Here is a 12,752-nt window from a genome sequence, read left to right as displayed (position 1 = left end):
CTCCTTAGTCATTGTTGAAAAAATCTTCACCCACGTGATCCCCCGCACCACCGATGGCGCGATAGACCAGTCGACCCGCCACCCGCTCGCGGTGATCCACCAGGGTGACCGAAGGCTGGCCGTTCACGGCGTGACGCTTGCCGAGGAAGATGGCCATGGGCACCCCCAGACTGGAGACCCCGCTGGTGATCCAGAGCCGGTTGAAGTCATAGGAGCCGCCGATGAACTCGAGCTGGGCCAGACCATTGTCCAGACCGGCCAGGTAGAAGTTCATGGCGCTCTCGTCGGGGAAGAGGTGCACCAGCACATAGGCGTAGCGCAATTCGTTCACCAACTCCTTTAGACTGAAAGAACCTGTGTCGCTACAGGAGAGCGGCAGCTCACCATCATAGTGATGCACTTGCAGGTTGTTGGGATCCTCGTCATAGGCGGGCTGATAGCGAACGAAAGCCGAGGTATCTGGCAGTTCATAGCGGACCCTTACCACGCGAAGGTCGGCAACCAGGGACTTGATATCCAGGTCGTCATTCATGATGTCACTCCTCAAATATCGGGTTTAAATGCGGCAATTGTCCAATAACCTAACATAAAATTCATTAGAGCAGAAATGATTACACCAAAAACCATATTGACCTTGTTGTGGATTAGGCGGAGAATTTTGCGCCTCTCAACTGCCCTGCGATGACCCCGACTCCATGGAAAAACATGATGAAGTGCTGGTTGCTCTGCGCCAGATCATCCGTGCCATCGACATGCACTCCAAGCGCCTGATCAAGGAGGCCGGGCTGACCTCGCCGCAGCTCCTGCTGCTAAAGGGGATCAACGAGCTTGGCCAGATCTCCATGCGCCAGCTCGCCGATCACACCAACATGAGCCAGGCCACCGCGACCACCATCATGGACAGGCTCGAGAGCCGCCAGCTGGTGCAGCGCATTCGCAGCGAGACCGACAAACGCAAGGTGCATGCGACACTGACTGACGCGGGGCGCGCCCTGCTTGCCCAGGCCCCTACCCCGCTGCAGGAGAGCTTCATCCAGCGCTTCCAGGCCCTGGAGAACTGGGAACAGGGACTGCTGCTCTCCTCCCTGCAACGGATCTCTGCCATGATGAATGCCGACGGCATCGACGCGGCACCCGTGCTGAGTGTCAGGCCGCTCACCGAAGAGCGCGCCTGAACAAACGACGGCCATAAAAAAAGCTCCCGAATGGGAGCTTTTTTTATGGGAAGCGTGCGGCGAGATCACTCTTCCAGGCTGATGCCTATGTTGGAGACGCCGTCCTGGGCCGCGAAGGTGCGAATGGCCAGGATACGATCACTGTCGCGCTCATGGGCGACCCGCTTGAGCAACTCGACCTGGAACTCCAGCTCGGCTTCCATGTATTCATGCTCGTAGAGCTCTTCGTCACTGAGATCCCGCTCTTCCAGCATCTCGATGAAACCGGCCACGGTACCGACCGAGGCATGGCTGGCATCATTGGCCTCTTCACCCACCCGGCAGATCACCGAGTTGTAGGCGCAACCCAGCGCCACACAGGCATCCAGCGCCGGATAGGCACCGTAAGACTCAAATTTGCCAGGCTCGGGAATATAGACTTCAAACGCCTCCAGGATCGCTCCCAGATTGACGCGGGAACCTTTAACCGTCAGGTAATTCCACATCTGATCCAACGCGTGGCGAAATGCCTTCGCATCCCCGAAGCCGGAGGCCTGGGTAAACAGCGCATAGTTGGGATACATGCGCTCTGCCAGCGCCAGGGTGTAGACGGTCTGCTGCCAAGGTTGTAGCTCGGCCAGTCGCTTATAAAACTTGTCACCAAACACTGGAGTCGGATCCTTTGCAAAATGTGGGGCAGATTGTAGCCCACGAGGGGCGTGGCGAAAACGAAAAAGCGCCCTGGTCGACTATCTTGCCCGATCAACTGGGGTAAGATGAGGACAGACCCCTCCTCCTCCGTGCCGTAAACATGATAAGGAACAAGAGTATGAGTCAACGTACCCTGCTTCTGCTCAGCCAGGACAACAACCACTATGAACGCCTGCTCAAGGCCGCCCGCCTTCCTCATCTGCACATACTGCGGGCCGATAACCAGAGCGACGCCGAGAAGCTGATCGGTGATGCCCATATCCTGATGGCTGAGCCGGCACGGGCCAGACCCCTGCTGGCCAAAGCCGACAGGCTGAGCTGGCTCCAGTCCACCTACGCCGGGGTCGACGTGCTGCTGGATGCCAGCTGCCGCCGTGATTACCTGCTCACCAATGTGCGCGGCATCTTCGGGCCGCTGATGAGCGAGTATGTGTTCGGCCACCTGCTCAGCCTGTCGCGACAGTTGCCACTCTACCGCGAACAGCAGCAGCAGCGACTGTGGCAGAGCCATCCCTACCTGGGGCTCAAGGGACGCACCATGTTGATCCTGGGCACCGGCAGCATAGGTCAGCACATCGCACACACCGCCAAGCACTTCGGCATGCGAGTGCTCGGCATCAGCCACGGTGGCAATGAGCGCGCGGGCTTTGATCAGGTGTATCAGCTGCCGGCGCTGAACAAGATGCTGGCCCAGGCAGACGTCATCGTCAGCGTACTGCCGGCGACCCGCGAGACCCGCCATCTGTTCACCACCGATCGGTTCAATCACTGCAAACCGGGCGCCATTTTCTTCAACGTCGGCCGGGGCAATGCCGTCCATGAAGGCGACCTGCTGGCAGCATTGCACGGCGGCAAGCTTGGTACGGCTGTGCTGGATGTGTTCGAGCAGGAGCCCCTGCCCGCCGACAGCCCGCTCTGGCATCAGCCCAATCTCATCCTCACTCCCCACAACAGCGCCTACAGCTTCCCGGAAGATGTGGCCCAGATCTTCATACGCAACTACATCCGCTTCATCGACGGTCAACAGCTCGATGGCCGCATCGACTTCGACAAGGGCTACTGAGTCCAGGCCTCCAGCAAAAAGGCCCCGCCAGATTGGCAGGGCCTTTTGGTATCCGGAGAGAGGGGATTAACCCGCCTCCATCTCCTTGCGATAGCTCTTCACCTTGGCAAGGAACTGGCGCTTGTCTTTGCCGGAAAGCGGTTCCGCCATCGGCAGCTTGACCTTCATGGCATCCACCGGACGGTTGTTGAGCCGCACCTCATAGTGCAAATGAGCGCCGGTAGAGCGGCCCGTGTTGCCGGAGAGCGCTATCTTGTCTCCCATCTTCACCTTCTGGCCGGGTTTGACCAGCAGCTTGCTCAGATGCAGATAGCGAGTCATCAGGGTACGACCATGCTTGATCACCACATAGGTGCCCGCGAGGGGGTGACGGGTCGCCTTGAGCACAACACCGTCGCCGGTCGCCATCACGGGTGTCCCCACCGGCAGGGCGAAGTCAGTCCCCTCATGGGGGCGAACCTGACCGGTAATGGGATGGCGCCGGGCCGGGTTGAAGTTGGAGCTGACCCGATAGCGACTATGGGTCGGGTAACGGCGGAAACCTCGCTCCAGGCTGTTCGCCTGGCCGTCATAATAGTTGCCATCTTCCGACAGCCAGGCCGATACCGTCTTACCCTGGCTGAACACTTCCACTCCCAGCAGCTGGGTGTTGCCCGTGCTCTTGCCCTCGACCGTCTCCTGTCTCACCAACACCTTGAACTTGTCGCCTCTTTGCAGATCCTTGGCGAAATTCAGGCGCCACTGGAACAGGTTGGCAATTTTCTGAATGTGGTTGGCCGGGATCCCCGCGTTGCGGGCGCTGACGTAGAAGCTGCCATTGATGACGCCGTCATAACTCTTCTGCTGCCACTCAACCTCTTCATTGAGCATGTTGGCGCTGTAAGTGTCATCGGTTCGCTCCAGCACCAGGGTTTGCTTGATGTTCAGACGGATCTTCAGCTGCTGCAGTATGTTGTCCTGATCGATCAGCAACTCGATGGTCTGACCGGGCTTGAGGCGGGCCAGATTATTCTTGGCATCCGCATCCAGCACCTTGTAGAGGGTGGTGGTGGAGAGGCCGAGATTGTTGAAGATGGTGGTCAGATTCTCGCCGTTACGTACCCGATAATCCTGCCACTGGGGCGTGCCGTCGGCCGGAATGTCATCTTCCGGCGCCGCTGCTTCCACCAGTTCGTGGTCGGGGATGTCGTTGAAGTCGGTGTTGTCTTCGTTGGTTGCGGTACCAGTGGTGGCAATGGGCAACTCCAGACGCAATGGCCGCTCAAGGATGTCACCTGGAGCCGGCAATACGGCTACCGCTGACAGCGTCATGGCCGTGAGCAATAGCATGGCATAAAAATGTTTGCGGGGAACCGGGGGTTCCCAGTTGGCAGCCTGCGCTACCAAGGGACGGAGACGTTTCATCCGCTATCCTGTTATTAGATCTAAGGGTGGTAGTTGTGGGTCTGTTTTTATGATTTTTTATTATGAAAACCGAATATCTGGGTTTTAGACCCAAATACTTACAAAAAGTTCATCACGATATGCACGAAACTCACATTTTATGCATAACCTTCTCGCATGGGCAGAAATGATCGCCTTTTTCAGCCAATTTTTTCTATTTTTAAGAACCAAGTCCGGTTGCGTTCACCCCCGGGCGGCCAGATGTTGCAAAAACATTTCCAGGGAGTGGGTATGTCATTGGCAAGATTGTTAAATGTAATCATTCTAATCCTGTTCGCCATAGGTGCCATCCTGCTGCTCATGCTGGAGATCACCACGGTACGGCAATCCATCCTCGATCAGATGTCGGCCAACCTGGAGACGGCCATCACGGCACTCGGCCTGGTGCTGCAAGGTACCCTGCTCAACGACGACAAGGTGCTGGCGGAAACCATCGTCAACGCCATGTTCGATGGCGGTTTCGTCAGCTCGGTCACACTGCTGGATCCCGATGGCCAGTTGCTGTTCCAGAAAGTCTTCCACACGGCCCAGCAAAATATTCCCGTCTGGCTGCCGACTGTCGTCCACATGCCACCGGTCAAGGTCGAGCAGGAACTCACCGATGGCTGGCGCATTCTGGGCACCCTCACCCTCGAAGGACACGAAGGGTATGCCTACCAGCACCTCTGGAACGCCATCAGCCGCACCGGGCTGGCACTGCTCGCGGGTCTGCTGGTATTCACTCTGGTCATCACCTGGGTGTGCAACCGCCTGTTGCGCCCTCTCGAACAAGTCAGCCTGCAACTGGTGCAGATCCGCAAACGCCAGTTCAGCGGTACTCTGCCAACTCCATGGCTTCGTGAGCTGCAGGAGGTCGTGGCTTCCATCAATCAACTGGTCTCCGAGCGTAAACGAGATCTGCTGCAGCAAAGACTCAAGATCACCCAGCTCGGTAAACATGACAGCCTTCGGGCTCATCAGAAACTCACCGGGTTGACCGACATCGCCAACGGCATGTATCTGCAACACTTTTTCTCCACTCAAGGACACATCCGACTGTATAGCCGGTTGCTGCCCAAGACCCCCCCCACCACAGACAGCTCGCCGGATGAAATCCGGACGCTGATCCACGACTGGCTGACCCAGAAGACGGAAGGGATCCAGCTCCCCCTCAGCGTGCTCAATCATCCCGACTGGACACAGTTTTCATCCTCCTTGGCCAGCGCCAGGGGAAAAATTCTGGACTGGCGCTGGGATCTGACAAGCTTCCCTCCCATGGCTGAGGAGCGTCTGGGTGCACTTCAGGCTCTAGGGATCGAGATGGCATTCAGCAATGTGCCCATGAACAACGACAACCTGACAAAGCTCGACCCCATCAAGCCAGTCTTCATCAGTTGCCAGCTGACTCAGGCCCCCCTCTACTGGAACCTGCTTTCCCAGTGCCTGCATGCCTCCAGCTATACCCTGCTGGCAGAAGCCGGTGACATCAACGACGTGGACACCCTGCGCAGTTGGGGCATCGATGGCTATGCCAGCCAGGAGGCATCATGAAACTCCCCATCCTATTGCTTGCCCTGCTGTGGCAGCCCAGTCTGCACGCAGTATCCGTGACCATTGGCACGGGAGGAGAACAGGGCATCTATTACCAGGTCATCAAGGAATTCTGCCGGCTGGCTCACAAGAGCGACCCCACAGTGCAGTGCAAACCGCAGGCCAGTTCGGGCTCCATCGAAAATCTACGTCTGCTGCAAGCCGGAGAGATCCCCTACGCCCTCGTCCAGTCTGACTGGCTCTATCAGGCCAGTCAGGGCACGGGGCCATTTGCCAGGCAACCCCAGCCCGAATTGAGAACCCTCTTTGCCACCCATGCCGAGCCTTTCACCATAGTGGTGCGGGCCGATGGCGATATCACCACCCTGGAGCAACTCAAGCTGGCCCCCATCGACATGGGGCTGAAGAATTCGGGTACCCGTCAAACAGCATTGGCACTGTTCAGCGTGCTGGGGGCAAAGGAACAGGATCTCGATCTGAAGAGCGTGGCCAATCTATCCGAAGCCTTGTGCAGCAAACAGATCGATGCCTATGGACTGGTGATGGGTCACCCCAACCGGATCGTGCTGGAGACATCCAAGCGCTGTGCCATCCGTTTCATGTCCGTCGAGGGCGCAATCCGGGAGCAATTGTTGCAAGGCGTCAAATATTATCAGCGCAGTCAGATACCGGCCCGCATCTATCCCGGCAATCTGAAAGCCACCCCCACCTTTGCCATCGCCGCCACTCTGGTGACCAATGCCATCACGCCGGATAAGGATGTCTATCGCCTGACCAAGGCGATGCTGAGCCAGCAGACCAGCTTCAACGAGCAGACCTATGGCTATGCCAACCTGTTTCACAAGACGCGCAACAAAACAGGCCCGGTGCTCAGCGTCATTCAGCATCCGGGGGCAGCGAGGTATTTCGAGGAGTTGAAAGCCGCAGGCAAGCTATAGCTGGCGACGGGGAGCACGCAGATGCTCGCTGGAGAAGCGGCTCTGCATCGACGTCCACTGGGTCAGGCGATCGGCACTCCCGGCCAGGGTTCCCTCACGACGTGACTTCATGACCCAGATGCTCTTGGCATCGAAACTGTACACGGGTTGCAGATCATTTCGCTGGCTGCCGGGCAGGATACGACCGTTGATGTTGTCCAGCACCAAGGGATCGGACTTGGTCGTCGGGAAGTAGAGCGTCACCATGTGAAACTGGTTGTAGCGGATCGCCTTCACATAGGCCAGCCGCAGTTTCTTCTCGTCGACGCCGAGTTCCATCAGGGTGTAGTACTTGGAGATGCTGTAATCCTCGCAGTCCCCCCCCCTGGCCCCGATAAATTCCAGCGGATTGGCCCAGTAGTCCTCATCTCCCCATAGCCTGGGATCCTCGCTGTAGGTCAGATTGTTGAAGTAGTTGTTGACCAGTTCCAGCTTCTGCTGATCCGTCGTACCCGCCCTGGGGGTGAGCAGGCGTGAAAAGGCCTCGGCGCGCTGGATGGCCCGGGCACCATACACTTCCTGCATTTTGACCTTCAGCTCAGGGCTGGCAAGGTGCTCGGAGAGGCGGGAGGCCTGCACGTTGGCACTCAACACTACCAGCGTGCAGGTGGGGACAAGCAACCATCTCATAACTGACACTCCATATCAGACGCTGGAGGTCAGTATAGTTGGCCGCGGCTACCCCATCGGGCAAGCCTGGGGGTGACTCAACGGCACTGAGCGAAGGCGTCGGCCAGCTGTTGCATGAATTGCAGATAAGAATCAGGACCAAGCGGAACTCCCTCGCCCACTTCATCCAGCAACAGCACCTTGGCCCCGGTGTTGCGGGCAACCGACTCGATCACCGCTGGCGAGAATTGCGGCTCGGCATAGATGCAGCGTGCCTGCTTCTCTTCCAGCGCCTTGCGGATCTCTACCAGCGTCTTGGCGCCGGGACGACGCTCAGGACTCACAGTGAAGTGTCCCTTGGAACTCATGCCGTAGTGACGCTCCCAGTAGCCATAGGCCTCGTGGAACACGAAATAGCCTTTCTGGTTCACCGCCTTCATCTGCCCGGCGATCACCTCGTCCCTGGCGTCCACCTTGGCATCGAATGCGGCGAGGTTGGCGGCATAACGGGCCTGATTGGCCGGATCCTGCTTGCCAAGCTCGGTCGCGATCGCCCTGGCAATCACCTTGGCCTGGGTCGGACCCAGCCAGAGGTGGGGATCCACCCCCTCATGGTGATGTCCCTCATGCCCTTCATCATGATCACCGTGTGCTTGGGCCTCGTGTTCATGATCGTGGTCGTTGTGGCTCTCCTGAGTCACGTAGTTGAACAGGGGCATGCCCGGCACCTGAGTCAGGGTCAGCGCATGGGGGTGCTTTGCAAGAGGCTTTGTCATGAAACCTTCAAGCTCGGGGCCGACCCACACCACCAGATCGGCGTCGTTGATGCTGCGAATATCGGAAGGACGCAGGGAGAAGTCATGGGGAGAGGCGCCGGTTGGCAGCAAGACGTTGGGCTCACTCACGCCATCGGTGATGGCGGCCGCGATAAAACCAAGGGGCTTGATGGTGGTCAGCACCTCGAGGGCACGGACAGGCAGACTCACCGCCAGCAGGGCAGTGATCAGTGTAAGAATTCGCATAGATATCTCGTCAGGAAGTGAGTGTGTGATAATATAACAAACCAATACTGTTGTTATATTATAACCCTCACAGGCTGTAAACCCCGGAGCTGTCATGACCCAACTGGTGGAGCTGAAAGAGGTCTGTCTGTCGTTTGACGGACGGTCCGTGCTCGACAAGGTCTCCTTTACCCTGAACAAAGGCAAAATCACCACCCTGGTCGGCCCCAACGGGGCGGGCAAGAGCACCCTGAGCAAGCTGGTGCTGGGTTTGCTCAACCCGGACTCCGGCAAGATCATTCGCCGTCGCGATCTGCGGGTCGGCTATGTGCCGCAACGCCTCTATCTGGATCCCACGTTGCCGCTGACGGTGCGCCGCTTCCTGCAGCTCGGCAAGAACAGCCGCCTCTCCATCGAGGAAGCGCTGGAGCGGGTCGGCGCCCAGGAGCTCTTGGACAACCGGATGCAGAAACTCTCCGGCGGCGAGATGCAGCGGGTGCTGCTGGCCCGTGCCCTGCTGGTCAAGCCCGAGCTGCTGGTGCTGGACGAACCGGTCCAGGGGGTGGATATCACGGGCCAGATCGAGCTCTACGCCCTCATCAGCCAGTTGGCCGCCGAGTTCCACTGCGCCGTGCTGATGGTTTCCCACGATCTGCACCTGGTGATGGCCAGCACCCACGAGGTGATCTGCCTCAATCGCCACGTTTGCTGCCACGGCGAGCCGGAAAGCGTGGCCCGTCACCCCGAGTTTGCCCGCCTGTTCGGGCGCCCGGAGCGGGAGGTGCTGGCGGTCTACACCCACCATCACCACTGCGACGGTGAACACCATCATCATGAGCCGCAGGCCCCCGTCATCCGCCTGCCGTCTCGCAATCCATAAGCGCAGTTAAGGACATTCAAGTGGACAGCTTTCTGTTATATGCCCTCGCGGCCGGCCTCGGCATCGCCCTGCTGGCCGGGCCCCTCGGCAGCTTCGTGGTGTGGCGCAAGATGGCCTACTTTGGCGACACCCTCTCACATGCCTGCCTGTTCGGCATCGCGCTGGGTATTTTGCTGCAGGTGGATCTCACCCTGGCAGTGGTGGTCTGCTGCCTCGCCATGGCCATGCTGCTGGTGATCATGAGCCGCAACCAGCAGGTGGCGACCGATACCCTGCTCGGCATCCTGGCCCATAGCGCCCTGTCGCTCGGCCTGGTCACCTTGAGCTTCATGGACAACGTGCGGGTGGATCTGATGGCCTACCTGTTCGGCGACCTGCTCTCGGTGCAGCCCATGGATCTGCTCTGGATTTACGGCGGCGGAGCCCTGGTGCTGCTCACCCTGTGGCGGCTGTGGGATCCCCTGCTCTCCATGACCATCTCGGAGGAGCTGGCGCGGGTGGAAGGGGTGCGGGTCGACGTGCTGCGCTGCGTGCTGATGCTGTTGATTGGCCTGGTGATAGCGGTAGCGATGAAGTTCGTCGGGGCGCTCATCATCACATCCTTGCTGATCATCCCCGCCGCCACCGCCCGGCGCTTCAGCCAGACGCCGGAGCAGATGGCCGGCTTTGCCGCCTTGATCGGCTGTCTGGCGGTGCTGGGTGGGCTGACCCTCTCCTGGTACCAGGACACACCGGCGGGCCCTTCGGTCGTGGTCTGTGCCACCAGCCTCTTCATCCTGAGCCAGTTCAAACGAGCTTAAACACCAAAGCTCCTGATAACGGTGGGTTCTCCAACGTTATCAGGAGACTCCCAAGTACGGCACCTTGATCCAGGTCTGTACCACCAGCCTCTTTATCCCGAGCCAGGTCAAACACGTCTGAGGGGCTCGCTCTCCCCGGGACGCAGGCTCGCCTGCGCCTCCTGCCAGAGCCACTGTCGCAGCCGACTGATGGCGGGTTCATGGGCGCGCGAGCGTTTGCAAACGAAATAGAAGTTGTCGCCGGTTTCGAGGGCGTGCAGCGGCAATCGTACCAGACCGGGATCCTCCGGCTGCAACATGTAGTCGTTGATGAGCGCCACCCCCTGATCCCAGCTGGCGGCCTCCAACGCCAGCAGGATGTGGCTGAAGTGGTGCATCCTCGCCACGGGGGGGATGGTCAGCCCGCCCACCTCGGCCCAGCGCCGCCAGTCCTCCCCCTTCTCCTTGTAAATCGCCTGGATGGAGAGCAGCGGTAGTTGCCACAAGGCCGCAGGCCACTCTCCCTCCACCTGTTGCCACAGGCGCCGGCTGCACACCGGCATCAGCCGCTCCCGGTAAAGCAGATCGTGCAGGTAGCCGGGCCCCTCTGGGGAGACGGTGATGAAACCATCCGCCACCCGATCGGAGAGTTCGGGGTCCTCCGCCACCATCTCCAGACTCAGATCCAGTTCTGGGTAGAGCTGGCGCAGCCCGGCCAGCCTGGGGATCAGCCACTTCACCGCAAACGAGCTGTAGACCGCGAGCCGCACCCGCATCTCGCCGCCGCCGCGCAACTGCTCGCTGCTCTGGGCGATCTGGCCGAGCCCGGCGGAGATCCCCTCGAAATAAATCTCCCCCTGAGGCGTCAGCGACAACAGCCGACCCTGGCGCAACAGCAGCCGCTCCCCCAGAAAGTCCTCCAGCAGGCGGATCTGGTGGCTGACCGCGCTCTGGCTGACATTCAGCTCCAGGGCCGCGCGGGAGAAGCTGAGCAGGCGGGCAACCGCCTCGAAGTATTGAACGGCACGCAGGGGGGGCAGTTTCATTATCCAAAATTCTCATGCATGGTGACTTTTTATCATTTTACTGGATAACTAGGCGCGGGCTACCCTCACCTCATCTGAATCTGGAGGTGGTATGAACGCAGTCGGAATAGGCATCCTCTATCTGGTGCTGGGCAACATGGTGGCGGTCTTCTCCGATGCGCTGGTCAAGGTGCTGGAGCCGAGCCAGCCGGTGTTCCAGTTCGTCTTCTTCCGCCAGCTCTCCGCCGCCCTCCTGCTGGCGCCCTGGCTGCTCTGGTCCTGGCGGCGCAACCCGCCGGTAGCCATCAAGTGGCACCTGTTGCGGGCCCATATCTGGGCGGTCGGTGTCTGCCTGATGGTGGTCGCCCTCACCCGCTTGCCACTGGCCACCGCCAACGCCCTCTTCTATGCGGCCCCCCTGCTGATGGTGCCGCTGGCGGTGTGGCTAGCGGGGGAGGCACTGTCGCGCCAGAAGGTGCTGACGGCCATGCTCGGTTTCATCGGTGTGCTGATCGTGTTGCGCCCGACCGAGGTGAACTGGGCCGCCCTGGCGGCGCTCGGGGTGGCGCTCTCCATGGCGGTCAACAACCTGCTGATCAAGCGGATCCCGCTCAAGCAGCCCATCGCCCAGACCCTGTTCTTCACCAACGTGCTGAGCATGCCCTTCATTCTGGCGCTGGCGTGGTGGGAAGGGGGGTATTGGCAATGGCAGATGTGGTGGCCCGCCTTCGGCTCCTCTGCGCTGATCATGGTCTATGCGGGGCTGTGCGTGGTGGCCTATCGCAAGGCGGAGGCGAGCAAGATCGCCTCGGCGGAGTACACGGGCCTGCTGATGGCGGTCGCCATCGGGGTCTGGCTGTTCGACGAGCAGCCCGGTCTGCCGCTGCTACTGGGGTGCCTGTGCATCATACTGCCGCTGGTCGCCATGGCGCGCGGCAAGTCAAAACCGCTGGCAGAGCCGGCAGTCTGAATCAAAGCAGCAAGGGGCAACCCTCTGCTGCAGATGAGGGATCACCTCCTGCTCGAACCAGGGGTTCTTCTTGAGCCAGAAGGTGTTGCGCGGGGACGGATGCGGCAACGGCAACCAGGACGGGCCATAGTCAGCCCAGTTGCGTACCGTCTCGGTGAGCGAGTCCTTGCCCGCATCACGCAGGTAGTAGTGCTGGGCGTACTGGCCGATAAGCAGGGTCAGCTCTATGTTGGGCAACAGCATCAACACCTTGTCGTGCCAGGTGGGCGCACATTCTGGGCGCGGCGGCAGATCCCCCGACCTGCCCTTGCCGGGGTAGCAGAGCCCCATCGGCATGATGGCGATGCGGGACTCGTCGTAGAAGGTGGCCTTGTCCACCCCGAGCCAGTGGCGCAGCCGATCGCCGGAGGGATCATCCCAGGGGATGCCGCTGGCATGGACACGGGTACCGGGCGCCTGCCCGATGATCAGCAGGCGAGCGCGCTCGCTGCCGCGGATCACCGGCCTGGGCCCGAGCGGCAGGTGGGCCTCGCACAGGCGGCAGGCCCGGATCTGTTCAAACAGGATATCGAGTCGGTTCATGGTACCGATGGTAACAGACTTTCCGGCA

14 protein-coding genes are annotated in these 12,752 nt (G+C 60.0%); 7 read left to right on the top strand and 7 right to left on the bottom strand.

Translation table 11 applies throughout. From position 1 onward, the window contains the following. Positions 1-4 precede the first annotated feature (4 nt). Positions 5-532, bottom strand: coding sequence for a hypothetical protein (locus KW824_RS15555; RefSeq protein ID WP_025325616.1), 528 nt, complete (start codon positions 530-532; stop codon positions 5-7). Between the two features lie 163 nt (positions 533-695). Between KW824_RS15555 and KW824_RS15550 the strand changes: the two genes are divergently transcribed. Continuing rightward, positions 696-1,175 (top strand): MarR family winged helix-turn-helix transcriptional regulator, encoded by a 480-nt coding sequence (locus KW824_RS15550; RefSeq protein WP_041207092.1) that lies wholly within the window; start codon positions 696-698, stop codon positions 1,173-1,175. Positions 1,176-1,240: 65 nt separating this feature from the next. On the opposite strand, the gene KW824_RS15545 is transcribed toward KW824_RS15550, so the two are convergent. After that, positions 1,241-1,822, bottom strand: coding sequence for a YjaG family protein (locus KW824_RS15545; protein WP_042649972.1), 582 nt, complete (start codon positions 1,820-1,822; stop codon positions 1,241-1,243). Positions 1,823-1,983: 161 nt separating this feature from the next. On the opposite strand from KW824_RS15545, the gene KW824_RS15540 reads away from it, so the two are divergent. Then, on the top strand, positions 1,984-2,928 hold the full coding sequence (locus KW824_RS15540) for a D-2-hydroxyacid dehydrogenase (protein WP_005324551.1): 945 nt from the start codon (positions 1,984-1,986) through the stop codon (positions 2,926-2,928). A 66-nt stretch (positions 2,929-2,994) separates the two neighbouring features. Here KW824_RS15540 and mepM read toward each other — a convergent pair whose 3' ends face one another. After that, entirely contained in the window at positions 2,995-4,332 is a 1,338-nt protein-coding gene (gene mepM / locus KW824_RS15535) for a murein DD-endopeptidase MepM (protein ID WP_042649974.1), read from the bottom strand. 270 nt (positions 4,333-4,602) lie between these two features. Here mepM and KW824_RS15530 point away from each other — a divergent pair, with 270 nt between their 5' ends. Next, the gene (locus tag KW824_RS15530) at positions 4,603-5,901 is read left to right on the top strand and encodes a LapD/MoxY N-terminal periplasmic domain-containing protein (protein ID WP_218410266.1); all 1,299 of its coding nucleotides are present in this window, start codon (positions 4,603-4,605) and stop codon (positions 5,899-5,901) included. Further along, positions 5,898-6,839, top strand: coding sequence for a TAXI family TRAP transporter solute-binding subunit (locus KW824_RS15525; RefSeq protein WP_218410265.1), 942 nt, complete (start codon positions 5,898-5,900; stop codon positions 6,837-6,839). Before KW824_RS15530 ends, KW824_RS15525 begins: the two co-directional genes overlap by 4 nt. Here the strand turns inward: KW824_RS15525 and KW824_RS15520 are convergent. Together KW824_RS15520 and znuA are read right to left on the bottom strand one after the other, a co-directional pair. Further along, the gene (locus KW824_RS15520) at positions 6,834-7,508 is read right to left on the bottom strand and encodes a transglutaminase-like cysteine peptidase (protein ID WP_041206463.1); all 675 of its coding nucleotides are present in this window, start codon (positions 7,506-7,508) and stop codon (positions 6,834-6,836) included. The genes KW824_RS15525 and KW824_RS15520 overlap by 6 nt on opposite strands. Positions 7,509-7,585: 77 nt before the next feature. Continuing rightward, on the bottom strand, positions 7,586-8,509 hold the full coding sequence (gene znuA, locus KW824_RS15515; protein WP_218410264.1) for a zinc ABC transporter substrate-binding protein ZnuA: 924 nt from the start codon (positions 8,507-8,509) through the stop codon (positions 7,586-7,588). A gap of 94 nt (positions 8,510-8,603) precedes the next feature. Here znuA and znuC point away from each other — a divergent pair, with 94 nt between their 5' ends. After that, positions 8,604-9,368 (top strand): zinc ABC transporter ATP-binding protein ZnuC, encoded by a 765-nt coding sequence (znuC, locus tag KW824_RS15510; RefSeq protein ID WP_171272732.1) that lies wholly within the window; start codon positions 8,604-8,606, stop codon positions 9,366-9,368. Between the two features lie 20 nt (positions 9,369-9,388). Then, positions 9,389-10,168, top strand: coding sequence for a zinc ABC transporter permease subunit ZnuB (gene znuB, locus KW824_RS15505; RefSeq protein ID WP_005331063.1), 780 nt, complete (start codon positions 9,389-9,391; stop codon positions 10,166-10,168). A gap of 107 nt (positions 10,169-10,275) precedes the next feature. Here znuB and KW824_RS15500 read toward each other — a convergent pair whose 3' ends face one another. Beyond that, positions 10,276-11,193, bottom strand: a complete 918-nt coding sequence (locus KW824_RS15500; RefSeq protein ID WP_043133046.1) for a LysR substrate-binding domain-containing protein — start codon at positions 11,191-11,193, stop codon at positions 10,276-10,278. A 91-nt stretch (positions 11,194-11,284) separates the two neighbouring features. Here KW824_RS15500 and KW824_RS15495 point away from each other — a divergent pair, with 91 nt between their 5' ends. Further along, positions 11,285-12,142 (top strand): DMT family transporter, encoded by an 858-nt coding sequence (locus KW824_RS15495; RefSeq protein ID WP_171275368.1) that lies wholly within the window; start codon positions 11,285-11,287, stop codon positions 12,140-12,142. On the opposite strand, the gene KW824_RS15490 is transcribed toward KW824_RS15495, so the two are convergent. Further along, on the bottom strand, positions 12,113-12,724 hold the full coding sequence (locus KW824_RS15490; RefSeq protein ID WP_218410294.1) for a uracil-DNA glycosylase family protein: 612 nt from the start codon (positions 12,722-12,724) through the stop codon (positions 12,113-12,115). The genes KW824_RS15495 and KW824_RS15490 overlap by 30 nt on opposite strands. Positions 12,725-12,752: the final 28 nt, after the last annotated feature.

Origin of the sequence: Aeromonas sp. sif0611, assembly GCF_019218845.1 — a bacterium.
Taxonomy (GTDB): domain Bacteria; phylum Pseudomonadota; class Gammaproteobacteria; order Enterobacterales; family Aeromonadaceae; genus Aeromonas; species Aeromonas media.
This window is presented reverse-complemented; position numbering and strand designations above follow the sequence as displayed.